Raw genomic sequence first — 25,066 nt, forward strand, 5'->3', positions numbered from 1 at the left:
GGAGAGTTCCCCTTTTTATATTTGTTACTTTCTTTAGCAAATGCGTGGCAGCATTTCACCAACAGGCATATCCACAACCCTCATTCCGCCTATTTCCGTTTGAAGGGCCACCATCCCTGCGTGATCTTCTGTCACAGTTCCAATAACAGCGGCTTCCTCGCAGAGAGAGCTTTCTCGCAAAAGCTCCAAGGCCTTGTCAGCGTCATCAGGAGCTACCGCAATGGCAGCGCATCCTTCGCAGGCAAGGTAGAGAGGGTCGAAGCCTAGAATATCACAAACTGATTGTACGGCTATCCTTATAGGAATCTGTTTTTCCACCAGGGTGATTCCTATATTGCGCCCTTCTGCCCACTCGCACATAACAGTTCCTAATCCGCCCCGGGTACAATCCCGCATGCATCGCAACCCTTTCAGGGCCAATAAGGGCTTTAAAGCTGGCCAGAGAGGGGCGCAGTCACTTTTCAGATCTTCTGGGTTGAGATTGAACCGACTAGCGCCTATGGCCGCTCCATGTCGTCCTATGGATGTGCTTGCAATAATCTTGTCTCCCGATTGCAAACGGTCCATTCCCAAAGGTTCTTCCGTAATCTGTTCTCCCACAGCGCAGGTGGTAATGAAAAGACCTTCCACATGCCCTTTAGGAACAACTTTTGTATCACCGGCAACCAGCTGAATGTTAAGATCTTCGCAAATGCGGGCCGCGCTCTTCATATACCGCGCGAGCTCAGCCATGTGAAGCCCTTCCTCTGCGACTACGCTCATGGCTATAAAACGAGGGAGCACCCCTCGTACCGCCAAATCATTGGCACTTCCGCAAATCGCTAGTTCCCCAATATCACCACCAGGGAAATCCCTGGGAGAAACTGTAAAGCTGTCAATTGTGACGCCAAATTTCCCCCAGATGAGAGCACAATCCTCCAGGTTTGAGGTAAGGTTCTGCTCAGGGAAAACTGAAAGAATGGTCTGTATTAGATTTTGTGTTAGTCGTCCGCCGCTTCCGTGGCCGAGGGTGACCTTTTCCAGGGGGATGCACCTCCTCTATTATATTTATAATAGGCTGAACATGATCCCTCACTTGAAACCATACATGGGCCCACAGGTGTCATGGGGGTGCATTTAGCAGCAAAAAGAGGGCATTTCAAGGGGGTTATGTGTCCAGCCAACACATCCCCACAACAACAGCCTGCAGGCGGTTTAGGAGTGGGGATGGTTATTCCAAAGCGCAGAAGGGCATCAAAGGCTGCAAACTCTTCTTTCAGAGCGTATCCGGAAGATGGAATGGGCCCTAATCCCCGCCATCGAGCGGAACAAGGAGTGAAAATCCTCGAAATCATATCCAGGGCTTTCTGGTTTCCTTCTGGCCTCACCGCACGGGGGTAAAGAGAATGGAGGGCTGCCTCTCCATTAGAATGTTGAAAGACCAGATCCGCTATGGCTAAAAGAATATCCATGGGTTCAAAACCTGCAATGGCACAGGGAATGCCATTGCGATCGGCTAGAAAGCGATAGGTTTCGTGACCTAAAATGACACTTACATGGCCAGGCAGTATAAAACCATTAATCTTTAGATCAGGGTCTTTGACCAGTTGTTCAAGTACCGGTGGCGTCTGTTTATGATAGCCAAGGATTGAAAAGTTCGTGATATTCTTTTCTGCAGCTTCTAGTATGGTTGCGGCAGTGGCAGGAGCTGTCGTTTCAAAACCGACGGCCAGAAAGACGATCTCACGCTCTGGATTGTCCTCGGCAATTGATAAAGCCTGGGCAGCACTTGTTATAAGCCTGACATCTTTTCCCTCGCTTTTCCGTTCTGAAAGAGAGCCTCGTGTTCCCGGTACGCGAAGCATGTCCCCATATGTTGCCATAGTAATATCAGGCATGTCGAGAAGGTTTATGGCACAATCTATTTCCCCCTGATCTGTAACGCAAACAGGGCATCCCGGTCCAGAGATCAGAGAAAGGCCTGGAGGAAGAACAGAGCGAATGCCAGAGCGAAAAATAGAAACCGTATGAGTGCCGCAAACTTCCATGAAAGTCAGTGGTTTTGAGAGACGCTGGCCGATGGCTTCTATTACATGCTGCGCCGTATAAGAAGCTTTGATCTGACCGGGCTCCTTATCAAAGGGTGACATGGCTTTTTTCTGAGAAGAGATGTATTTCATTCCAGAGGGCCTGTAATTCTATAGAGTCATTTTCTTCAAGTTTATCAATGGCAAATCCGGCATGAACAAGCACTGTATCGCCAATATCAGCTGAGTCTAGCAAGTCAACGCGAACTTCTACCTGTACAGAACCGGCAGTAGCTAAAACGGTATTATGGTCTAAAATTCTTTCAATAGTGTGCGGAACTGCAAGACACATCTTGCCAATCACTCCTTTCAGTGTATAATTCTACTCCATATTACCCCTAACGCAATGGACAGAAAAAACAATCGGATATTTCAATCCTGTATTTTTCAATGAAGGACTACAATTTTTAACCTCTTGATGTATAATTAAAACATCTTTTATATTTCTTGAATAATGTCAATTTTTACTATTTTGCATACTAAGCAGCGTTTCTGAAAATTCATGCGGGAGGTGAGGGAGAAAAAATATCATATTTATTTATAGACGAGTGTCGATGGTTATGAGAGATCACCGGCGTGAGCTGGTGAAAGAGAACCAAATGAAAAAGGGGGGTTATGCGGAACATGAGCAATAATGGAGAAAGAGAACAGTGGGGAAGTAGAATAGGATTTATTCTTGCAGCGGCCGGCTCAGCCGTAGGGCTTGGTAACATTTGGAGGTTTCCTTATATTACCGGTCAAAATGGTGGTGCGGCCTTTGTTTTCCTTTATGTAGCAATTGTTTTCGTTATCGGTTTCTCAGTTATGCTTGCGGAAATAGCCATAGGTCGTCGTGCCCAGCTCAATGCCGTGGGCTCCTTCAGAAAGCTCAAGGGGGGCGTTTGGCCTCTAGTGGGTTGGATGGGTGTCGCAGCCGGGTTTATTATTCTGTCTTATTATGCTGTCATTGGCGGCTGGACTATTAAGTATTTTATTATCACGTGGACGGGGCTTATGGAGGCCGGCGCAGCAGGGAAGGCTGGAGATGTATTTGGCGGTTTTGTTACGAACACGCCCCAGGTCATTCTATACCAGGCCATTTTCATGCTGGCTACCATTTGGGTTGTTTATCGCGGCATTGGAGAAGGTATTGAAAAGTACTGCAAGGTCTTAATGCCGGCCCTGTTTGGCATTCTTTTGATTCTTATCGTCCGCTCAGTGACTCTTGAGGGTGCCGGGAAGGGATTGGAATTCTACCTTAAACCTGATTTTTCAAAAATTACCGGCGATACGTTCCTGGCAGCTCTGGGGCAGGCATTCTTCTCACTATCTCTGGGAATGGGATGTATGATCACCTATGGCAGTTATCTGACAAAAGATACTACGATCCCAAGCGCAGTGGGACAGATTTGCTTCATTGACACCATGGTAGCCTTGCTCGCCGGCCTCGTTATATTCCCAGCCGTTTTTGCCTTTGGCGTGGAAGCTGGAGCGGGTCCCGGCCTGACGTTTGTCACATTGCCGTCTGTCTTTGCGCAAATGCCTGGAGGCCCGATCTGGTCATCACTTTTCTTTATACTTCTGTTCATTGCGGCCTTGACTTCTGCCATTTCCCTGCTTGAAGTTGTTTCCGCCTACTTTATTGACGAAATGGGATGGGGGCGTCCTAAAGCCGCATGGCTAATGGGCCTGGCAATTTTCATACTGGGCATCCCTTCCTCTATATCACTTGCGGGCAACTTGAAGATTGCAGGCAAAGACTTTCTTGACGCTGCGGACTTTTTGGCTTCTAACGTCCTGTTGCCTTTGGGGGGCATGCTGATTGCTCTCTTTGTAGGCTGGGTGTGGACAGAATCAGCCCGAAAAGAGGTTTCCAATGACGGCACATATCAGTTTGGGCTGATGGATGCATGGATTTGGGTTTGCAGAACCATTGCTCCTTTGGCCGTTGCTGTTATTTTCTGGAAGGGCTTGAAGTGGTAAAAACCGTTCATATTTAAAGAAAAGATATGATGTTAACCTGCTACAGGGAGGGGAAACCCTCCCTGTATTTTGTATAATATAACAAATAGGAAGAAAGTTTGGTGTTTCACAAGCTATTGACTATCATGCTATATAGTGTAGAATCATTACGGATTACCGGAGGAAGGCCGCAAGAGAGTCCTTTTTTACATTAAGTAGAGGGGCGCCGAAGGGGCAATGTTTTCAGGTTTGGGAGCCTGAAAATGGAAACTCTCAGGCAGAAGGATTGTGGCTGGACGGGTCTCTGGAATAGTTAGCCGCCCTTCTTGTAGACGTTGTTCGCTTTGGGGCTATGCGACAGAGATTGTCTAACCTATAGTAGTAATATAGGAGGCAGAACGATGGGTCGCATGCTCCTCGTTACAAATAATAGAACTCTTTGCAAAAGAGTAAAAAATGTCGAATTAGTAGAGGGAACGTCTTTCGACGTTCTTGTTCGTGCCCGCAATTACATCCACAAGGGTTGGTCTCTTTTAACACACCCTCTCTATGGGAATTTGCGTCCCTACCAGCATCCATTTCGCTCCATCCTATTACAGGCTCCATCTGGGGCATTGCCCAGCAACGTCGATACTTATTCTCTTGAACTTATTGAAAATACCATTTCCATATATGATTCCTGCAAAGAGAGGATACTACTAGTTTCGTCTCTCGCAGATGAAATGATAGATGATTATTCATTTCTTGATAAGGAACTCATAAAAGAAAGCCTGGAAAAGTATTCAATGTTTCTCTCTGCAAGTGAATAGGCAGGGATAAATAGGGGTTAGTGTTATCGCAATAGTGAGATTTTTAACAATCGCGGAAAGGAGGTGAGAATGTATGGCAATGGTAGAGTTGACGAAAGATAACTTTGACGCAGAAGTGAAGGAGAGCAGCCTTCCTGTGCTGGTTGACTTCTGGGGCCCTAAATGCGGACCCTGTATGGCTCTTCTTCCCAATGTCCACAAGATGGCAGAAGAGTTTGAAGGAAAAGTTAAGTTCTGTTCCGTCGATGTTTCTCAGAATCGCCGTGTAGCCATCAATTGCAGGGTGATGGGGTTGCCCACATTCCTTTTCTGGAAAAATGGAGAAGAGGTTGCACGTATCAGTGGTGCTGAGGTTACTCTTGAAAAAATCAAAGAAAACGTAGAGAAACTGCTGTAAGCAAATCCGCGAAAGGGGGGGAGTTATTTGAAATTAGAACTCCATAACGTAAAAGTCAATAAACTTGCGTGGGGTGACAAGACGACTGTTAAAGACGGCGTTCTTTATGTCAATAAAGAAGAGCTCGTAGCCAAGCTTTCCGGTGACGAACGCCTTGTTAAGGTGGATGTCGATCTTGCCATGCCTGGCGAGAGCGTCCGCATTCTTCCAGTGAAGGATGTTATCGAGCCCCGATGCAAACTTCTTGAGGGTTCCAATGAAGTTTTCCCCGGATTTGTCGGCGATGTAGACACCGTTGGCGAAGGCAAAACCCTCGTTCTGAAAGGTGCTGCCGTTGTGACAACCGGGCAGATCGTCCGTTTCCAGGAAGGCATCATTGATATGATGGGCCCTGGCGCAGAGTACACGCCTTATTCCAAGACCAACAACGTCGTGCTTGTCCTTACTCCTGTAGAAGGTCTTGAGAAGCATGATCACGAAGCCGCATGCCGTATGGCCGGTCTTAAGGCAGCTGTCTATCTCGCCCAGAGCTGTAAAGAGGTTAAGGCTGATGAAGTGGAGGCCTTTGAGCTTCCGTCCTTTGATAAGGCTATGAATGCCTACCCGGAGCTTCCGAAAGTGGCTTACCTTTACATGCTCCAGTCCCAGGGACTTCTTCACGACACCTACGTTTATGGTGTCGACGCTAAAAAGATTCTCCCGACACTCATCAATCCCACAGAGGTCTTTGATGGAGCTATCGTTTCGGGAAACTGCGTTTCAGCCTGTGATAAGAACAACTCCTATGTCCACATGAACAATCCGATTATCAGAGCTATGTTTGATCGGCACGGAAAAGACTTCAATTTCATTGGCTGTATCATTACCAACGAGAACGTTACTCTTGGCGATAAAAAGAGAAGCTCTTCCTACGCAGTCAAGCTTGCCAGAACCCTTGGCGTAGATGGTCTTCTCATTTCCGAAGAAGGTTTTGGCAATCCGGATGCAGACCTTGTTATGAACTGCTGGAAAGCTGAGCGGGCGGGCATCAAGACCACTCTTCTTACAGACGAATATGCCGGACAGGATGGCGCAAGCCAGTCTCTTGCCGATTCCTGCAAAGAGGGGGACGCCTGTGTTACTGCTGGTAACGCCAATGAAGTAATAGTACTTCCTCCCATGGAGAAAGTCATTGGCTTCCCAGAAGAAGCAAATGTCATTGCTGGCGGCTGGCAGGGTTCTCTTGCTGAAGATGGCACGATCACTGTTGAGCTGCAGGCAATTCTTGGCGCAACAAGCGAGCTTGGCTATACAAAGCTTGGAGCCTACACAATCTAATAAGCTATTTAAAAAATTTAAAACAAATATTAAGAAGGAGGTGTGAAGCATGGGCAAATTGGCTGGAAAAAAAGTGCTTTTTCTCGGTGAGCGCGATGGCGTGCCGGGACCTGCCATGGAAGCATGCTTCAAAAACAGCGGTGCTGAGGTTATCTTCTCAGTAACCGAGTGTTTCGTCTGAACGGCTGCAGGAGCCATGGATCTGCAGAACCAGCAGCGTGTTAAAGATGCTGCTGAAAAGTACGGTGCTGAAAACGTTGTGGTCATTCTTGGTTCTTCCGATGCGGAAGGCGCAGAAATTTATGCAGAGACCGTAACGAACGGCGACCCTACATTCGCAGGTCCCTTGGCAGGAGTTCCGTTGGGACTCCCAGTCTACCATGTGTTTGAGCAGGAAATTCGTGATGAAGCCGATGAAGCGGCTTGGGAAGATCAAATCAGTATGATGGAGATGGTTCTGGATCCAGAAGCCCTTTCCGCTGCTGTGAAATCTATGAGAGAACAGTTTAGCCAGCATACGCTGTAAATCCTTAATGAAAGGAGGGGGGCATATGACTTACCGTGTCGTTCATTATATAAATCAGTTCTTCGCAGGAATTGGCGGTGAGGAAAAGGCAGACTATCAGCCGGAACTTCGTGAAGGTGTAGTAGGTCCGGGTATGGCCCTTAACGCTGCATTTAAAGGGGAAGCTGAGGTTATCGCTACCGTCATTTGCGGAGATACATACTTTGCTTCCAATATGGAAGAAGCAACAAAAACAATTCTTGATATGGTCAAGCAGTGCAACGCCGATGCTTTTGTAGCTGGCCCGGCATTTAACGCTGGTCGTTATGGCACTGCCTGTGGAGCGATTTGTTCTGCCGTATCTAAGGAACTGGGTATTCCTGTAGTTTCCGCCATGTACCAGGAAAACCCCGGCGTAGAAATGTACAGAAAGAACCTCTACATTGTAGAAGCTGCCGACAGTGCTCGTGGTATGGGCAAAGCAGTTCCAGCCATGACTGCACTTCTTCTTAAGCAGCTTAAGGGAGAAAAGATCGGTCTTCCCGCAGAAGAGGGTTACCATGAGCGCGGTGTTCGAGTAAACAAGTTCTACGAAAAACTTGCTGCTGAGCGCGCAGTTGATATGTTTGTGGCCAAGCTGCAGGGCAAGCCCTTTACTACAGAGTATCCTATGCCTGTTTTTGATAGGGTTGCGCCTCAACCTGCCGTTAAAGACCTTAAAAATGCCACAATAGCTCTTGTTACTTCCGGCGGCATTTGTCCAAAAGGCAACCCTGATCACATTGAAGCTTCCAGCGCCAGTAAATATGGCGAATATGACATTACCGGAGTAGATGATCTTACAGCTGATGAGTATTGCACTGCTCACGGCGGATATGATGCTACCTACGCAGACCAGGATGCTGACCGTGTTCTTCCCGTGGACGTCTTGAGAGAAATGGAGAGAGCGGGAGTATTCAAGAAGCTTCACAATAAGTTCTATACAACTGTTGGTAACGGAACAGCCGTTGCCAGCGCAAAGCGCTTCGGTGCCGAAATTGCTGAAAAACTTAAGAAAGACGGCGTCGACGCGGTTATTTTAACATCTACCTGAGGAACTTGTACTCGTTGCGGTGCAACGATGGTAAAAGAAATTGAACGTGCCGGTTTCCCGGTTGTTCACGTATGTACAATAGTTCCTATTTCTTTAACTGTTGGAGCCAACAGAATAGTACCCGCAATTGCTATTCCTCATCCACTTGGTGACCCAACGAAGCCTTTTGCTGAAGAAAAGGAACTTCGTCGGCACCTTGTAGAGAAAGCTTTAAAGGCCCTTCAGACAGAAATCGACGAACAGACAGTCTTTACAGACTAGTTTTAACTGTAACAAAGGGCCCAGGGTTCACCCTGGGCCCCTCTATTATAAGAGAATGCGAATGAGGAGGTTTTTGCAGCCATGTCCAGTGTTGGTATTAAAGGTTACGCGTACTGCCTTAACCATGCCCCCGAACTTGGTCTCCATTATGGTAATACCCCTTACGTAGAGAGACACCATCATAAAGGAGAGAGCGAGTTTTTAAAGGCCCTGCCCAACCATATGCAGTCCTTTGAAGATGCAAGGGATTTTGCCCCAAACCAGGCCTATATCGGCGGCATCACCCTTGAAGAGTTTGAGGCGAAGCAGCAGCCCTGGATCGAGAATCGTTTGACAGGGTCTAGCCGTTACGGTAAATTTGGAGAAATCATGCCTGAGGATGAATTCCTTGGACTCATTGATATATGCGACGTATTCGACATCATTTGGCTTGAGAAGGATTTTGCCGCTTCAATAAAAGAGAAGCTGGGCCTGGATCCTGTTATCAATGAACACGTCCTCGCCAGGCTTGAGGCTGGTCACGATCTTTCTGAGATCGAGAATGAAGTTGAAAAACATTCAGCTTTGCCCCTTTATTTCAACAACAAGGTAGTGGGATGCGCACGAAGCGGTCACGAAGTGGATGAGTGTCTTTTCCCCTATGTATTACTCGAGAATATCGCCTGCAAGGCTGGTGGCGTTCTATCTCTTCTTCATCTGTTGAAAAATACGGGAGTTGCTCCAGAAGACATCGATTTTGTTATCGAATGTTCGGAGGAGGCTGCTGGTGATATGAACCAGCGGGGAGGCGGCAATTTTGCCAAGGCCATTGCAGAGATTGCCGGATGCGCCAATGCCAGTGGTTGCGACGTTCGAGGCTTTTGTGCCGGCCCCGTAAATGCCATGCTTGCGGCGGCATCACAGGTTGCTTCAGGTCTCCGAAAGAACTGTGTTGTCGTAGCGGGCGGGGCTATCCCAAAACTCTATATGAATGGCCGCGATCACGTTAAAAAAGGCATGCCTGCCCTTGAAGACTGCCTTGGGAACTTTGCAGTCCTTCTCGTTCCTGACGATGGGACAAACCCGGTCATGCGCCTTGATGCCGTAGGGAAACACTCAGTGGGATCAGGAGCTTCTCCCCAGGCCGTTACCTCCGCCCTTGTCTACGAACCCCTTCAGCAGCTTGGTATCTCCTTTGCAGATGTAGATAAATACGCTGCCGAACTTCATATTCCTGAAATTACTCTTCCTGCAGGGGCTGGTGATGTCCCTCTAGCCAGTATTAAGATGATTGCAGCATTGGCAGTGATGAAAAAAGCTATAGAAAAAGCAGATATGATGGATTTTGTAAATGAGAAAGGCCTCAAAGGCTATGCTCATACACAGGGACATATCCCATCAGGAGTACCTTTTGTTGGCCCGGCTTGTGAAGCAATAAAGGCCGGAACTATGAAACGGGCTATGATCATCGGCAAAGGAAGTCTATTCCTTGCCCGATTGACCAATCTGGCTGATGGAGCTTCTTTCTTTATAGAGCCGAGCAGCGGCGGTGCTGGAGCTGCCGTGAGCAAGGAAGATGTGAAAGCGCTGATTCTCGAGGTTCTTTCTGAGATCACGGAAAAGCTCCAGTAAAAGGAGCGAGGTGAGCTGTATGAGTGAGATCAGGCATCTAGTCGGAGAAGCGCTCTCTGAAATAGTAGAAACTGCTATAAGTGGCGGACCACGCATAAGCGTCGGACTTATGGCAACTGGTAGTGAACATGGAGCGGAAGAACTGGCACAAGCTGGTCTTCTGGCTCAGGGACAGTATCCTAACGTTAAGGTTGTGATGATTGGACCTAAATGTGCTGGATATGACGATCTAGAGTGGATCGAAACTCCTAATTGTGATGCGGACGTCGCTTCGGCAATGGAAAAAGCCCTTAAGGAGGGAGTTATCCAAGGGGCGGTGGCTATGCACTATCCCTTCCCCATGGGTGTAACGACCATAGGGCGGGTTGTAACGCCTGCTAAGGGAAAAGATATGATCATTGCTTCTTCTACCGGTACCTCTGCCATACAAAGGGTGGAAGCCATGGTTAGGAATGCCATCTACGGAATAGCGGTGGCAAAATCCATAGGTAAGAAAAATCCCACAGTGGGTATCCTGAACGTAGAAGGAGCACAGCTCGTCTTCAGGGCCCTGAGCCAATTAAAAGAAAAGGGGTATGACATTACCTTTGGCACGAGCATTCGGAAGGATGGAGGCTCACTACTTAGAGGAAATGACATCCTTGCTGGAGCTGTTGATGTCTGTGTGGCAGATACACTGACGGGAAACGTTCTAATGAAGATGTTTTCTTCTTTCAACTCAGGGGGGACCTATGAAGCTCTTGGCTGGGGGTATGGGCCTTCAGCCGGAGAAGGCTGGCCCCATGTTATCTCTATCATTTCAAGGGCTTCAGGCGCACCTGTCATAGCCAACGCCCTGGCCTATAATGCTGCTGCTGTTCATGGTAACCTTCCGGCACAAGTAGCTGAGGAAATGGCGAAAGCGAAGCGTGCGGGTTTTGATGACATTATTGCCGGATTGCAGCCCAAGCCTTCAGCCGCGGCTGAGGTGATAACCCCTCCCCCAGCAGAGCCAACTGACGACGAAATACACGGTATAGATGTTCTTTCAATAGAGGATGCAGTGAGAGTTCTCTGGAAAGAAAAGATTTATGCTGAGTCAGCCATGGGCTGTACTGGCCCAGTAGTTAAATTGCCAGCAAAATATACTGAGAAAGCAAAAGAGATATTGAAGGCAAACGGATATTTGTAATACATTTTTGTAAATGGTTCAATAAAAACAGGAAAACGGGATAATGAGAAATCATTATCCCGTTTTTTTATGCGTAATTTAGTGATATAATTTTATAAGTTTAGATTGTTTAAAATCTAACGAAATGTAGGAGGTGATGTAAAGTTCAGTATAGCACATGCTTTTCGCTCCTTGCTTTATGTATCACTTAAAGTGGTGTATTTGCGCAGAGAGAAACGAATAATGTAAGAAACAGGCTTTCTCTCATGACGAAAGGGGGAATTGCATCAATGGACGCTATTATGAAACTGAACGGGGTTATTAATGGTATTGTGTGGGGACCATGGATGCTTGCTCTATTAGTGGGAACTGGCGTTTATCTTACGTTGATTCTCGGCTTCCCGCAGATAAGGTATTTTGTTCTTATGTTTACAGAAGTATTTGGGAATATTGGTAAAAAGAAAGAAGGAGAGGGAACCATTTCGTCTTTTGCCGCCCTCTCAACTGCACTTGCTTCCACTGTTGGAACTGGCAACATTGCCGGAGTCGCAACAGCCCTCCATTTAGGCGGACCTGGGGCCCTTTTCTGGATGCTTATTTCCGCTGTTTTTGGTATGACAACAAAGATGTGCGAAGTTATATTGGCTGTCCATTTCCGCGAAAAAGATGCTTTGGGGAGCTGGCGGGGCGGCACTATGTATATCCTTGAAAAGGGCGCCAAACAAAAGTGGCTCGCATGGCTCTTTGCCCTTTTCGCATTCTTGGCATCCTTTGGTATTGGCTGCGCGGTTCAGGCCAACTCAACTGCTGAAGGCTTTTTCCTCGGCTTCGGAATTCCACAAATGTGGACTGGTGTAGGCGTTGCTATTTTAACTGCTCTTGTTATAGTTGGCGGATTAAAACGAATCTCTGATGTTACAACCTATCTTGTTCCCTTCATGGCTATTTTCTACATTATCGGTGGCATTATCGTTGTCTTTGTTAATTTGGGAGAAGTTCCGGCAGCAGTGTCCAGTGCAGTCAAATACGCATTCAGTGATCCCATGGCCATGCCAGGCGCATTGGCTGGATGGTCTATCAAAATGGCTCTGACCAAGGGAATTGCCCGGGGCGTCTTCTCCAATGAAGCGGGGTTAGGGTCCGCTCCCATGGTTCACGCCACTGCAATTGTTGACCATCCTGTTCGCCAGGGCATGTATGGTTTATTCGAAGTATTTGTGGACACTATCGTTATTTGTTTCTTGACAGCCCTGGCTATATTGACAAGTGGTGTTCTTACAGGAAACCCCGAACTGTCCGGTGCCCAGTTATCACTTTCCGCCTTCCAGTCCGTGCTCGGAGGGGTAGGAACAATGATTCTTTCTGTAGGATTGGCTCTTTTTGCTTTTTCCACTATTCTTGGCTGGTACTGGTACGGCGAAACAGGCGCAACCTATATTTTTGGACCTAAAGTGATTCCCGTCATGAAAATTCTCTGGATCATCTTTATATTCCTGGGAGCTTCCGGCGGAACCCTTCTCGGCGACGCTGCTGCGTTCCTAGCAAACCTTTGGGACCTTTCTGATACTCTGAACGGACTCATGGCGGCTCCTAACCTGGTGGCTTTGCTGCTGCTTTCAAACGAAGTCCGTCGTCTTGTCAAAGATTTTGACGAAAAAAGAAAATCCGGAGCGCTTAAATAAACTGAGATTTTGACAAATTGCTCAACTCTTGTATCATGTGAGACAGGGGCGGTAAAACCGCCCCTGTCTTATGTAATAAAAACTAAGAAAAGGTTAGGGGGAATAGCTGTGTTTCTTCGCCCAACGAGGATGGAGGTCAATCTGGCTAACATTCAGTCTAATTTTAAGACAATATGGCAGCATGTGGGAGCTGGTCCCCAGATCATGGCAGTGGTGAAAGCGGATGCTTATGGTCACGGTGCTGTAGAAGTGGCAAAATCTCTTATAGAGGGAGGGTGCCAACGCTTTGCAGTGGCGACTCCTGATGAAGCGGTCACACTGAGAGAGGCGGGGATAAATGACCCTATTCTTGTTCTGGGTCCCTCTCCTTACGACGCGGCATCAGCCTATGTTAAATACGACATTTCAGCAGCCCTAACAGATGCGGTCTTCGCTCAAATTATGAGCCGTGAAGCGGTGAATCAGGGTAAAACCGCCATGCTTCATCTGAAGATCGATACGGGAATGGGGAGAATAGGGTTTTTGCCAGATCAGGTTCCAGACATCATTGACGATATTTTAAAATTGCCCGGCATAAAGATAGAAGGACTCTTCACTCATTTTGCTACAGCAGATGAGAAACGTCTCGATTATACAAATCAGCAGTTTGCCCGTTATATGAAGGTCTACCATTTCCTGGAAAGCAAGGGGGTAAGAATTCCTTTGCGCCATGTCTGCAATAGCGCTGCCGTTTTGAATTCTCCAGAAAAACATCTTGATGCCGTCAGGCCGGGAATTATTCTCTATGGCATGTATCCTTCAAGCGAGTGTATCAGGCCCATCGAGCTTAAACCCACTTTTGAAGTTAAAACAGCCATTGCAGCTGTTAAAGAAATTTCTTCTAATAGCGGAGTGGGCTATGGACTTCGCTATATGTCACGGGGAACAGAAAGAATAGCTGTTTTACCAATAGGGTACGGTGATGGTTTCTCCCGATGCCTTTCTATGAAAGTTCCAGTTCTTGTCCACGGTAAAAGGGTTTCCATGGTGGGAAATATCTGTATGGATCAGACAATGATCGATGTTACTGATATAGAAGATGTGAAAGTTGGCGATGAGGTGGTAATTATTGGCCGGCAGGGGGAGGAAGTCATTACTCCGGAAGAAATAGCTCCGGCGCGAGGTACCATAAACTATGAAATTCCCATAATGTTCTCAAAGAGGGTCCCAAGGGTCTACATTCGTTGATTACCGTAGAATAATGAGAGTAAAGGCTGCCTCAAAAAAGGGCAGCCTCTTTTTTACATATAAAGTATGCCGAAATGGAAAAAATGGATATAATCTAACAAGTAATCAGACCAAAGGAGGACTTAATATCAATGGAGAATAATCTACCGTCTCTTCGCGATTTTTCCGTAGAGTCGTTGAGCCATGAAAACGTAAAACTTCTAGAAGAAGCAGCCCGAAAGGCCCGTATAGATGTTCTTACAATGGTGACCCTTGCAGAAAGCGGCCATCCTGCAGGCTCTCTTTCCAGTTTGGAAATGTATTTGACAACATACGGAGTTGCCAATCTGACCCCAGAAAATTGTAATAGTGCCGATCGTGATTATGTGGTTATCAGCCATGGACATACCTCACCCGGGGCTTACGCAACATTAGCCGCATGGGGTTTTTTCAAGCCCCTTGATGCCGTTGCGAACTTCAGGTTATGCTCAAGTCCTTTCCAGGGGCACGTGGAGCGAAATGTTCCGGGCATAGATTGGGGAAGCGGAAACCTCGGACAGGGGCTTGCAGCGGGAGTAGGTTTCGCTCTCGCTCAGAAGGCTAGAGCCCACGATGGCCGGGTTTTTGTTTTGATGGGCGATGGGGAGCAGACAAAAGGGCAAGTAGCAGAAGCTCGCCGCATCGCGGCTAAAGAAGGGCTTTCAAATATTACCGCTCTTATCGATTACAATCATATTCAGATCTCCGGCCGAACAGAAGAAGTAATGCCTGTAGATGTGAGAGCCTTGTGGGAAGCTGACGGCTGGGGAGTTTTAGAATGCGACGGCCATTCTTTTGAAGAACTTTACGCGGCTTTGCGAGATGGTGTAAATGACGAAGTTCCCACAGTGATAATTTGTCATACTCAAATGGGGAAAGGTGTTTCCTATATGGAAGGGATTCCTGACTACCACGGAAAGGCGCCAAACAGAGACCAGTATGAGAAGGCTGTAAAGGAACTTGGTGGGGACCCAGACTACCTTGAAAAGGCTAAAGCCCGTCGTGGGAGCTCTGTCCCTTCAGGGAGGAGGATCGTTTCTACGATAAACAACCTCCTTTATGGAGAACCTCGTACCTATGGCAGCGAGAAAAAGACTGACAATAGATCGGCTTTTGGAAACGCTTTGGCAGATGTAGGGACTTTAAATTATAAAAGAGAGGGGAGTATGCCCCTTCTTGTTTTCGATTGCGACCTGGCCGGATCGGTCAAAACATCGGATTTCGCAAAAAACTGTCCGGAATGGTTTGTTCAGACTGGCATACAGGAGCACGCCACGGCTACGACAGCAGGAGCAGCCTCAGTAGCCGGCGTGGCCAGCCTTTGGGCCGGATTCGGCGTGTTCGGCCTGAGTGAAGTGTATAATCAGCAGCGATTGAATGATATTAACAAAACAAATCTCAAACTAGCATTAACCCATGTGGGTCTGGATGTAGGAGAAGACGGTATGACCCACCAAGCCATTGATTACGTTGGCCTGATGCGGAATATGTTTGGATGGAAACTCCTGGTCCCCGCCGACCCCAACCAGACCGACCGGGCTACGCGATGGGCACTCCGCGAGGCAGGAAATGTATGTATTGCCATGGGAAGGAGCAAGCTCCCTGTTATTACCAATGAAGGGGGAGAACCTCTTTTCGCTGGTGACTACTCCTTTGAATATGGAAAGGCCGCCAAGGTTCGGGATGGAGAAGATGGAGCCATTTTTGCTCTTGGCGCAATGACGTGGAGAGCCCTTGAAGCATGGGAACTACTCCGAAATAAAGGATTGAACTTCAAACTCTTCTCTGTCGCTACGCCCCTTGAAATAGATCAGAAGACTCTCGAAGAGGCATCTGCTACTGGCCTTATCCTTTCGGTGGAAGATCATCACTACCATAACGGTTTAGGTGCAAGTCTCGCCTTGGCTATGGCGGAAGGGAATCTCCATGGAAAACTTGTTCCTCTTGGAGTCCGTTCTTATGGCGCTTCTGGCAGGTCAGAAGATGTTGTGGCAGCGATGGGCCTTGATGGAGCAAGCATAGCGGCGAAAGCGGAGGCTTGCTTGAAGGAGAGGAAATAAATATAGGATGAAGAGCCTGTTGCTTCATATTTGCTGTGCTCCAGATGGGACTATTCCATGGACAGCTCTCATAGAAGAAGGATACGATGTAACGGGGTACTTTTATGGCCATAATATTCATCCTGAAGCAGAATATATACGACGGGAAGAGGCAGTGGAAAAACTTGCCTCTTCCCTGTCGCGCCCACTGGCAATAGAACCCTATGACCCTCAGATCTGGTTTAAACGAACGGCCCTTCTGGCTTCTGAGCCTGAAGGAGGGGCGCGGTGTGCGTTATGTTTTGAACTTCAGTTGGAAGGCGCGGCAAAAAAGGCGGCAGAACTCTCTTGTTCCTGGTTGTGCACCACGTTGACTATAAGTCCCCACAAGGATCCGGAAAGAATCAATGCTTTGGGAGAGGCCGTAGCAACCCGTTATGGGCTGCGTTGGCTCCACAAGGTATGGAGAAAGAACAATGGTTTTGTGCGGTCCGTCAAGGCAAGTCACGAATTGGGCCTATACCGTCAGAACTATTGCGGCTGTTTTTACAGCGCTAAAACTACAGAAACGAGGAGATGACCTTTATGGAGGACGGACTAAGGAAGTTACCTGTAGGAAAACTTCCACCAGACATTCTTGAACAACATATATTGCAATTCAGCGGAGCCAGTCGGCCGGATGTCCTCGTAGGTCCCGGCATAGGCGAAGACGCCTCTCTTATTCGTTTTCCAGAAGGGAAACTTTTAGCTGTTTCTTCTGACCCCATAGTGGGAGCTTCAAAGGGTGCAGGAACCTTTCTCGTCCATATAAATGCAAACGACATTGCCTGCAAAGGCGGTGATCCGGCTTATTTTATCATTACCCTTATTATCCCTGTGGAGCAGGGTCTTCCCTTCGCCAGAATGATCATGGAAGAGATCCATCATGCGTGTAAGAAAATGGGGATCGCAGTGATAGGCGGGCATACGGAACTGACAGATCGATATAAAAAACCGGTAGTAGTGGGAACCATGATGGGGCAAACGTCCTATCTTTATCGGGCAACGGATATTTGCGTAGGAGATGGCGTTATCATGACAAAGCATGTAGGGCTTGAAGGAATGTCCATACTTGCCCATGATCGTCCCGACCTTCTCAAGCCCCATTTATCCGATGCAGAAATACAAAGCATCACGTCGTGGATATCCTCTATTTCAGTCTTGAACGAAGCTGCAGCTGTGCGGGATCTAGCCCGTTTCATGCATGACCCCACAGAGGGGGGGCTTTTCGGAGGATTGGCAGAAATATGCCGTTTAAGCGGGTTGAATCTCCATCTTGATATGGAGGCTATCCCAGTACACCCCTTGACCCGTAAAGTAGGAAAAACTTTAGGTGCGGATATTTACCACCTTATCTCCTCGGGTGTGCTTGTGGTGGTCGTCCCTGAAGAGAAGATTGAAACGGCCTTGAAGCGACTTGAGGAGAAACAGATTCCAGCAGCTCTTATTGGGAAAATAGTAGAAGAAGGACGAGGAAACTGTGAGCTCAATAGCAAAGAGGAGCTTTGGAGACTCCTTGCCCTGTAGAAGGAGGCGCGATTATTGAGAACAGAAAATATTCTCCGCCGTACAGAAAGGTTGCGAAAGGCCTTTCCTTCTCTTGCCATAGACGGGGTAGTCCTTTTTGTCTTTGAAAGCGCTAACTGGCAGAGTGTCTATTATATTTCCGGGTTTCGCGGAAGCAGCGCTGGCGTTCTTATAACCGAGCAAGAAACCTGTCTTATTACAGATGGCCGCTATATGACCCAGGCCTCTGAGCAATCGCTCTTTACACTGATTCCTCAGGGGGAGCGATCACTGGTCGAGGCCATGGGCGATCTTCTTAAACAAAAAGATTGCAGACGCGTTGGTTTGGAAAAAGAGAAAGTATCAGCCAAAACTTTCGAACAGATCCAGGGTTTGGTAAAGGACGTGGAATGGAAAGACGCTTCTCAACTATTGCCAATGTTGCGGCGCGCAAAAGACAGCGATGAAGCAGATCTGATAAAAAGAGCCGGAATGATAGCTTCCAATGCCTATAGAGCTGTTGTCGCCCAGGTCAAAGAGGGAATGACAGAAAAGGAATTTGATGCTCTTCTTGAATACACGGTGAAAAAACTTGGCGCTGAAGGCGGTTGGGGAAATCATGGTTTCATAGTTGCTTCAGGTCCTAGAAGCGCATTTCCCCATGGGGTACCTACAGATAGGGGCTTCCAAAAGGGAGACTGGGTAACCGTTGATTTTGGAGCCATGGTGGGTGGGTATCTTTCAGATATTACCCGTAATTTCTGTCTCGGAAAACCAGACACCAGGGCCAGGGAGATAGAGATGGTTTTGCTCAATGCCCATAAAGAAGCTGCTATAGCCTTAAAGCCTGGTGCAAGTGGTAAGGAAATTGATGGAATAGCCCGAAGAATAATTGCGGATGGGGGTTATGGAGAATATTTTACCCACGGTCTTGGCCATGGGCTCGGGTTGGAAATTCATGAAAACCCACGATTATCGCCATTGTCAGATGACTTTCTTCAGGTTGGCGATGTGATAACAGTAGAACCAGGAATATACATTCCAGGTTTCGGTGGCATGCGTATTGAAGACGATTATCTCATTACAGAGTCAGGAGCGGAACGGCTGTCAGGGAATTTGGAACAGAGCCTGCTCCTTCTCTAACATCTTAATGAGATCCTTTTAGATATTGCATTTTGAAGAGAGTCAAAGATATAATGTGGTGGACACTTTAGCTATACCATGAAGGAGGGGAAAGGCATGCAAAGGTACGTCTGTACTGTTTGTGGTTATATCTATGATCCTGCAGAAGGAGATCCCGATAACGGAATAGCCCCAGGAACTTCTTTTGAAGACCTTCCGGATGATTGGGTTTGCCCCGTCTGTGCTGTGGAAAAGGATATGTTCGAGCCCGAAGAATAAATTTCAATCTGCCTTGTAAAGAGAAGTCTTTTTAATAAAAAGGAGGGGGGAATTGCCCCTCCTTTTTTCTTGACTTCTTCGTTTTATAAACTATAATAGAGCGGCGTTAAACAAATGTTTTAATTTTTGAACATATTCAACTTCAGTTTATATGAGGAGGAAGGGTTATGAAGAAATTAGTGGTTCTGCTTGCTTTTATTTTTGTATTTGTAAGTGCTGCTGGTGCTATGGCTGAGTCTGCTCTCGATAAAGACGTAATTCGTGTTGGAACGGAATCCACTTTCCGTCCCTTTGAGTTTAGAAATGTTAAGAATGAAGTGGTTGGGTTTGACATCGATCTTATTAATATGGTTGCCGAAAAATTAGGGAAAAAGGTGGAAATTGTAGATGCAGCCTTTGATTCCCTTATTCCTTCACTATTGACTAAAAAAATCGACATTATAGCAGCGGGAATGAGTGCAACAGAAGAGCGGGCCAAGCGAGTTGCTTTCTCCCATGTGTATTACATTACACCCTCAGCAGTTGTTGTTAAGGCTGAAGAGACGGGTATAACTGCTGAAGAGGATTTGAAGGGAAAAATTGCTACCGTTCAGATGGGGACAATTCAGGATGTTTATGTAACTCAGCTTGATCTGAAAGAAGTGAAACGTTTTGCAAAAACTGACGACGCCTTCAGGGAAGTCCTTATTGGCCGGGCAGATTTTGCCGTAGTAGACGGAACGGTAACGAAAGAAAACCTGAAGGAGAACAAAGATTTTACAGGAACGCTCAAACAGGTTTTCGAACTTCGCATTGATAAAGGCATGGCCCTTGCGCTGCGCAAAGACGATCCCCAGTTCCTTGAGGCAGTCAATAAGGCTCTAGATGAACTTAAAGAATCCGGAACTCTTGCCGAACTGGAAAAGAAGTGGATGGAAGAATAAGTTTATCACTGTAAAAATTTTTTTAAAGAGAGATAGTTTAAGAGGAGAAACTGCTCTAATTCACAGTTTCTCCTCTTTTTATAAGGTCTTTTCTACTTCAGTGATGATTTTTTTCATTATCGCTATAAGTTCATCTTCAGAAAGGCATTTGCTCTCTACAATGAGGGTGGTCTGTTCAGGAAGGCGGACGGAAAGGGCACCGCCTATATGGGGATACCATTCAAGCAAGGCCTCATATTTTTCTACCGAAAGGGTTCGATACGTAGCGCCAAAACCTATGGGGCGGTCGTTTGTGTCAATTTGGGTATCTGGGAGGTAAAGATCGCCACTTCCGGTACCGGAGAGCAAAATGACGTCAAAATTTCGTCTGTTTTGTGCGACATAGGATCTTTTCAGCCAGATGCCATAATCCCCTGAGGGAGCTGTCAGAGGCTGAGAAAAAAGGGGGCCGCCTGCCCATCCCTCCAGTTCTGGCAGATCTGTGACTTTTGCCCAACCCGTTCCTGATACGGCCATGAGCGTTATAAGAGTTAAAGTAATAATCTTGCGAAAAAGTGTCATTATTTTCCCTTCTTTCATGAATACTCCTTTGTTGCCATTCTATCAAAAAAGTTGTTCCCCTTCCTTTTGTCCATCTTAAAATCATGCTATCATTTTCCAATTTAGTATTTGTCATGTTACAATATTAGAATTTCTATGACCAGGAGGAATACCTGTGTATCGTTTTATTTTAAAAGTATATGGCTGTCAGATGAATGTCTATGATGGCGATAAGCTTCGTACAGCCCTGATCCGAAACGGTTGGCAGGAAACACCAGAAAATGAAGCGGATGTTGTTATTTTTAATGGCTGCAGCATTCGAGCCAAGGCGGAGCATAAAGTGTGGAGTGAACTCGGCCGTTATGGGGAGAGCTGGAGCGATAAAAAGAAACCCTTTGTTGCCGTAACAGGATGCATTGCCCAGCGCCTGGGAAGTGCCATGATGACTCGTTTCCCATGGGTGCGGCTGGTGGGTGGTCCCCGCCATATCGGCGATCTTCCTGAAGCACTTGAGCGTGTAATGGCAGGAGAGAGAGTGAGCCTTCTTGATGAAGACCCAAGGGCTTTTGTAGACCTTGCAGTTCCTCCTATAGAGAGGGTAAATCCATGGAAAGCCTATGTAACCATTGCCCATGGTTGCGATAATTTTTGTACCTATTGTATTGTGCCCTATGTAAGGGGGCGCTTTGTATCCCGCCTTCCTGAAGATATACTCGTGGAAATACGGGGACTTGTAGAGGATGGGGTTAAAGAGATTACCCTTCTCGGACAAAATGTAAATAGTTACGGTCAGGATTTTAAGAATGGTTACACTTTTTCTTCCCTCCTGCGGGATGTAGCCGCCATTGACGGATTGCCTCTTATTCGTTTTGTAACGTCTCATCCAAAGGATTTCACTCCAGATATAGTGGAAGTGATGGCCCATCATCCTAAAATCTGTCCATCGATAAATCTTCCCATTCAATCGGGCAGTGACCGTATTCTGAAAAAAATGAATCGGAAATATACTCTTGCCAAATACAGAGAAACAGTTTCTGTTATCCGAAACGCCCTTCCCGAAGTAGGCCTTACAAGTGACCTTATTGTAGGGTTTCCAGGAGAGACAGAAGAAGATTTTCAGGCTTCTGTAGCTGCTTTGCATGAATTCAGGTATGACCTTGTCCATACGGCCGCTTATTCTCCACGGGAAGGAACAGCGGCTGCGACAATGGAAGATCAGATTGACCAGGAAGTAAAAATGAAACGGCTCAATACTGTAAACGCGGTACAGTCAGAGATTGCCCTTCAGATAAACCGGGGTCTTGTTGGTAAAAGATATAAAATTCTCATTGATGACTGGGCTCCTAAGGGGGAATCTCTTGTTCAGGGCCGGACACCTAGCGATAAAGTAGTAATAATGGAGGGGACGGAAGAGTTCATTGGCCGGTTTGCCCTGGTTTCCATTACATCTGCAGAAAATTGGTGTCTTCATGGAGAGGTGATTTCGATCATTGATTAATGAAAAAACGAAAGCCCTGCTTTTTTTTGCGGCGGGTGTTCTCTGTCTTGCCTTAGCCGGCCTTCTCATGGTGACCTTTAAGGGACGATGGGAAGCTGGTTCACCTACCGTTGTTGCTGGGGCTCTGCCTGTAACTTCACCAGCAATAAAGGAGTCAGCAGATGCTCTTCCCCAAAACAGTGAATGGGTAGTATATATTACGGGACACGTACAAAGACCTGGCGTCTACCATGTTTTACCGGCATCAAGGGTTTATCATGCCATTGATATGGCTGGGGGACTTGCATCATCAGCTGATCCTGAGGCAGTCAACCTTGCCACCCCTCTAGAGGATGGGATGCATATACATGTTCCCGGCAAAGGGGAAGGCGCTATGCAAAAGCCGGCATCGCCATCGTCGGGGCAGAACTCAGATTCTTCAGCTGTGAAAAAAGTAAACATAAACAGAGCTTCAGAAGAAGAACTGCAGGCTCTTCCTGGTGTAGGGCCTTCCACAGCTGGTTCTATCGTGCATTATAGAGAATCCCAGGGGTTATTCAATGGAATAGAAGATTTGTTGCGAGTTCGGGGTATAGGTCCGGCTAAATTTGAAAAAATACGTCACATGGTAACAGTGAATCAATGACGGCTCCTGGCAGGATGCCGGCCTTATTCTCTCTTGCAGGCATTTGTCTGGCTCTTTTGGTACTGCAACAGGAAATACCCCTTTTTATCTTTCCCCTTGTAGCCATGTCTGGTACTTTGGCACTCATTCTCCTTTTTACCACTCAGGAAAAACCGGGCTATTGGAAAGGAGTTACGTTAGTTGTTCTTGTCGCAGGGGTTGGGAGTGCCTACATCTCTTCAAGGCTTTCTATAGATTTTCTTCATCCTGGGGAAACATTTCAAGGGCAAGGGTACATTTTACTCGAGCGCCCCTGGGGGAGAAGACGTGCCCTCCTTATACGAACTAAAAAAGGAACACTCCTGACAAAGATACCATCACAACAAGGATTTATTGCAGGTGACACTGTGGAGGTAGCTGGAACGATGCTCTCTCTTCCCTCTTCGAAAAACCGTTCTTTTCATGAAGATAGATACTGGAGGGCGAGAGGGGCGGTGGCCGAGATCGTTATAGGCAAGGTGAAGAAAATAGAATCCTGCCGTCAGTTTTCTCTGTCAGGCTGGCGGAATATGTTAGTAAAAAGAATACTCCTGACTCAGCCCCCCCGCACTCGGGGATATCTTGCAGCTGCCTGGACAGGAATGAAGTCGCCCTTGCTGAGCAGCCAGCATGAGAGGTGGGGGACAAGCCATCTTCTTGCTGTTTCCGGTTTTCACGTTTCCCTCTTTGTTTCCGGCCTGCTCCTTCTTTTGCGTTCATGCTTAGGAAGAGGATTTATTATTTCTTGTGCAATGTGGGGCTATGTATTGATAGCCGGAGCAGCGCCGAGCGCTCTGAGAGCTGCTTTAATGATGCAAATTGCCCTTATTGGGCGATGTCGCGGCAGGCCGTCGCAAGCTGTCAATACTGTTTCTTTGGCAGGAATGGCCCTCCTTTTTTGGCGCCCATGGTGGTTTTGGGACCTGGGATGGCAGCTTTCCATGGTGGCTGCTCTTATTATAGCTGCCGCCCTCGAACGGGGCCTTTCCCCTGTGTGGTGGCTGAGTGTGGGACCAGCTATCTGGGTAACTACCCTTCCATTGGCAGCGCCAATCTTCGGAGATGTACCTCTGGCCGGCATTGTTATCAATCTTTCTGCCGGCCCGGTGTTCGGGGTCCTTTATCCTCTGGCTTCCTTTTTGGCATTGCCTTCCCTTCTGGCTTTGCCATGGGGAAATTGGGCGTCACAAGGGGCGGAAGGACTTTTTATCCTTTGGGAAACCTGGGCAGATTCCATTAGTCGGCTTATTCCGGTCTATGTTCCATGGACTCCCTTCTGGACTGCCTTTGCGGCAGGGCTTCTGCCTCTTTTGATAGCTCGTTCCCTGAGGCTTTCTTGGAGGCATTCTCTGGCGGCATCATTGCTGTTACAATGTGTTATGTTATGGCTAGTGATGTAATGTTTTAATCAAAACTCCCCTGGGGGGTGACGAGGATGCTGCTTGTTTTAGACGTAGGCAATACAACCACTGTTGTTGGTGTTTATAGTCAAAAAACCCTTATAGTCCATTGGCGCCTTGTTTCTGAAAGGCACACTTCTGATGAATTGGGAATATATTTGCGGAACTTGATGCAATTCGCGTCTATCCCTCATGAAGATATCCATGGGGCGATCTTATCGAGTGTCGTTCCCTCCCTTGACTGTGTCATTCAAGAGGGAGTTTCGCAATATTTCAATGGCATTGAATGTTTGCGAGTTTCCTCCACCCTCGACCTGGGCATGGAAGTGCGCTACGCAGCCCCTCATGAAGTTGGGGCAGATCGTCTGGTCAACGCAGTGGCAGGCCGAGACCGTTACGGAGCACCACTTATCGTTATTGATTTTGGAACGGCCATAACTCTCGACATCATTTCACCAGATGGAGCTTATCTTGGAGGAACTATTTCCCCTGGACTGGTTTCTGGAATGGAAGCTCTTTTTGGTCGTACTGCTAAATTGCCTCAGGTTTCTCTGGAGGCTCCGTTAAATGTTATAGGCAAAAACACCATGGAGTCCATACAGGCTGGACTTATGTACGGAAATGCCGGCCTCGTGGATTTTCTTGTACGTAAAACCTGGGAAAGCCTGGGTACCCGTTGTAAAGTAGTAGCTACCGGCGGTCATGCGGAAGCTATTGCTAAAATATCAGAAACCATTGAAACGGTAGATCAGTGGCTAACGTTGGAAGGATTGCGAATCATATATGAAAGAAACATTTCCTAAGGCGGTAGGCGGCATAACTCTTGAATCTCCTCTTATTTTAGCCCCCATGGCAGGGGTAACCATTCCTCCTTTGAGGCTATTTTTTAGAAAGCTCGGGGCAGCCGCAACCCATACAGAGATGGTAAGCTGCGCGGGGCTGATGCGAAGCAACACTAAATCCGGGAATATGCTCGAGATTTGCCATAAGGAAGAACCTG

The 25,066-nt window shown here is 47.2% G+C and carries 24 protein-coding genes, 1 pseudogene and 1 riboswitch; of the genes and pseudogenes, 21 read left to right on the top strand and 4 right to left on the bottom strand.

All coding sequences use genetic code 11. The features are described from left to right. Window positions 1–33: 33 nt before the first annotated feature. The 3 genes from hypE to B2U56_RS05200 are packed head-to-tail and all read right to left on the bottom strand — an operon-like array spanning window position 34 to window position 2,358. A complete protein-coding gene (gene hypE / locus B2U56_RS05190) occupies window positions 34–1,029 on the bottom strand; it encodes a hydrogenase expression/formation protein HypE (RefSeq protein ID WP_349679261.1) in 996 nt (331 codons plus the stop codon). Beyond that, entirely contained in the window at window positions 981–2,159 is a 1,179-nt protein-coding gene (gene hypD / locus B2U56_RS05195) for a hydrogenase formation protein HypD (RefSeq protein ID WP_286952656.1), read from the bottom strand. The genes hypE and hypD overlap by 49 nt, the downstream gene beginning before the upstream one ends. Next, entirely contained in the window at window positions 2,116–2,358 is a 243-nt protein-coding gene (locus tag B2U56_RS05200) for a HypC/HybG/HupF family hydrogenase formation chaperone (RefSeq protein WP_273015116.1), read from the bottom strand. Before B2U56_RS05200 ends, hypD begins: the two co-directional genes overlap by 44 nt. Before the next feature lie 332 nt (window positions 2,359–2,690). On the opposite strand from B2U56_RS05200, the gene B2U56_RS05205 reads away from it, so the two are divergent. The 16 genes and pseudogenes from B2U56_RS05205 to B2U56_RS05280 all read left to right on the top strand — a co-directional run bounded on the left by B2U56_RS05205 (window position 2,691) and on the right by B2U56_RS05280 (window position 19,985). Then, on the top strand, window positions 2,691–4,028 hold the full coding sequence (locus tag B2U56_RS05205; protein WP_286952657.1) for a sodium-dependent transporter: 1,338 nt from the start codon (window positions 2,691–2,693) through the stop codon (window positions 4,026–4,028). Window positions 4,029–4,188: 160 nt separating this feature from the next. Beyond that, window positions 4,189–4,306: riboswitch (glycine riboswitch) on the top strand. Window positions 4,307–4,408: 102 nt separating this feature from the next. After that, window positions 4,409–4,816, top strand: coding sequence for a GrdX family protein (locus B2U56_RS05210; RefSeq protein ID WP_286952658.1), 408 nt, complete (start codon window positions 4,409–4,411; stop codon window positions 4,814–4,816). A gap of 79 nt (window positions 4,817–4,895) precedes the next feature. Then, the gene (locus tag B2U56_RS05215) at window positions 4,896–5,213 is read left to right on the top strand and encodes a thioredoxin family protein (protein WP_213700424.1); all 318 of its coding nucleotides are present in this window, start codon (window positions 4,896–4,898) and stop codon (window positions 5,211–5,213) included. 27 nt (window positions 5,214–5,240) lie between these two features. Next, entirely contained in the window at window positions 5,241–6,530 is a 1,290-nt protein-coding gene (locus B2U56_RS05220; protein WP_286952659.1) for a glycine/sarcosine/betaine reductase component B subunit, read from the top strand. Window positions 6,531–6,579: 49 nt separating this feature from the next. After that, window positions 6,580–7,056 (top strand): glycine/sarcosine/betaine reductase complex selenoprotein A, encoded by a 477-nt coding sequence (gene grdA, locus B2U56_RS05225; protein WP_083775795.1) that lies wholly within the window; start codon window positions 6,580–6,582, stop codon window positions 7,054–7,056. 25 nt (window positions 7,057–7,081) lie between these two features. After that, window positions 7,082–8,389 (top strand): glycine reductase complex selenoprotein B, encoded by a 1,308-nt coding sequence (gene grdB / locus B2U56_RS05230; RefSeq protein WP_286952660.1) that lies wholly within the window; start codon window positions 7,082–7,084, stop codon window positions 8,387–8,389. A gap of 81 nt (window positions 8,390–8,470) precedes the next feature. Beyond that, window positions 8,471–10,000, top strand: a complete 1,530-nt coding sequence (grdC, locus tag B2U56_RS05235; protein ID WP_286952661.1) for a glycine/sarcosine/betaine reductase complex component C subunit beta — start codon at window positions 8,471–8,473, stop codon at window positions 9,998–10,000. 19 nt (window positions 10,001–10,019) lie between these two features. After that, window positions 10,020–11,171, top strand: coding sequence for a glycine/sarcosine/betaine reductase complex component C subunit alpha (grdD, locus tag B2U56_RS05240; protein ID WP_286952662.1), 1,152 nt, complete (start codon window positions 10,020–10,022; stop codon window positions 11,169–11,171). Window positions 11,172–11,440: 269 nt separating this feature from the next. Then, complete coding sequence (locus tag B2U56_RS05245; protein WP_286953105.1) at window positions 11,441–12,832, top strand: alanine/glycine:cation symporter family protein; 1,392 nt, start codon at window positions 11,441–11,443, stop codon at window positions 12,830–12,832. A gap of 108 nt (window positions 12,833–12,940) precedes the next feature. Then, window positions 12,941–14,059 (top strand): alanine racemase, encoded by a 1,119-nt coding sequence (gene alr / locus B2U56_RS05250; RefSeq protein ID WP_286952663.1) that lies wholly within the window; start codon window positions 12,941–12,943, stop codon window positions 14,057–14,059. Window positions 14,060–14,190: 131 nt separating this feature from the next. After that, window positions 14,191–16,137 (top strand): transketolase, encoded by a 1,947-nt coding sequence (locus B2U56_RS05255; protein ID WP_286952664.1) that lies wholly within the window; start codon window positions 14,191–14,193, stop codon window positions 16,135–16,137. Between the two features lie 7 nt (window positions 16,138–16,144). Continuing rightward, the gene (locus tag B2U56_RS05260) at window positions 16,145–16,696 is read left to right on the top strand and encodes an epoxyqueuosine reductase QueH (protein ID WP_286952665.1); all 552 of its coding nucleotides are present in this window, start codon (window positions 16,145–16,147) and stop codon (window positions 16,694–16,696) included. Window positions 16,697–16,701: 5 nt separating this feature from the next. After that, window positions 16,702–17,682: an AIR synthase-related protein gene (locus B2U56_RS05265; RefSeq protein WP_286952666.1), complete on the top strand. Its 981-nt coding sequence runs from the start codon at window positions 16,702–16,704 to the stop codon at window positions 17,680–17,682. A 15-nt stretch (window positions 17,683–17,697) separates the two neighbouring features. Continuing rightward, window positions 17,698–18,804: a M24 family metallopeptidase gene (locus B2U56_RS05270; RefSeq protein WP_286952667.1), complete on the top strand. Its 1,107-nt coding sequence runs from the start codon at window positions 17,698–17,700 to the stop codon at window positions 18,802–18,804. 66 nt (window positions 18,805–18,870) lie between these two features. Next, window positions 18,871–19,062, top strand: a pseudogene (rd, locus tag B2U56_RS05275) (rubredoxin); the annotation flags it as partial. Window positions 19,063–19,229: 167 nt separating this feature from the next. Then, complete coding sequence (locus B2U56_RS05280) at window positions 19,230–19,985, top strand: transporter substrate-binding domain-containing protein (RefSeq protein WP_286952668.1); 756 nt, start codon at window positions 19,230–19,232, stop codon at window positions 19,983–19,985. A 78-nt stretch (window positions 19,986–20,063) separates the two neighbouring features. Here B2U56_RS05280 and B2U56_RS05285 read toward each other — a convergent pair whose 3' ends face one another. Continuing rightward, window positions 20,064–20,546, bottom strand: a complete 483-nt coding sequence (locus B2U56_RS05285) for a hypothetical protein (protein ID WP_286952669.1) — start codon at window positions 20,544–20,546, stop codon at window positions 20,064–20,066. A gap of 154 nt (window positions 20,547–20,700) precedes the next feature. Between B2U56_RS05285 and miaB the strand changes: the two genes are divergently transcribed. From miaB to B2U56_RS05310, 5 genes are all read left to right on the top strand, one after another. Beyond that, on the top strand, window positions 20,701–22,023 hold the full coding sequence (gene miaB / locus B2U56_RS05290; RefSeq protein WP_286952670.1) for a tRNA (N6-isopentenyl adenosine(37)-C2)-methylthiotransferase MiaB: 1,323 nt from the start codon (window positions 20,701–20,703) through the stop codon (window positions 22,021–22,023). Continuing rightward, window positions 22,016–22,648, top strand: coding sequence for a helix-hairpin-helix domain-containing protein (locus tag B2U56_RS05295; protein ID WP_286952671.1), 633 nt, complete (start codon window positions 22,016–22,018; stop codon window positions 22,646–22,648). Before miaB ends, B2U56_RS05295 begins: the two co-directional genes overlap by 8 nt. 14 nt (window positions 22,649–22,662) lie before the next feature. Next, window positions 22,663–24,066: a ComEC/Rec2 family competence protein gene (locus tag B2U56_RS05300; RefSeq protein ID WP_286952672.1), complete on the top strand. Its 1,404-nt coding sequence runs from the start codon at window positions 22,663–22,665 to the stop codon at window positions 24,064–24,066. A 35-nt stretch (window positions 24,067–24,101) separates the two neighbouring features. After that, window positions 24,102–24,869, top strand: coding sequence for a type III pantothenate kinase (locus tag B2U56_RS05305; RefSeq protein ID WP_273015663.1), 768 nt, complete (start codon window positions 24,102–24,104; stop codon window positions 24,867–24,869). Further along, the coding region (locus B2U56_RS05310; RefSeq protein ID WP_286952673.1) for a tRNA-dihydrouridine synthase at window positions 24,850–25,066 on the top strand (217 nt) is incomplete at its 3' end. The genes B2U56_RS05305 and B2U56_RS05310, both read left to right, overlap by 20 nt.

Origin of the sequence: Aminobacterium sp. UBA4987, assembly GCF_002396985.1 — a bacterium.
Classification (GTDB): domain Bacteria; phylum Synergistota; class Synergistia; order Synergistales; family Aminobacteriaceae; genus Aminobacterium; species Aminobacterium colombiense.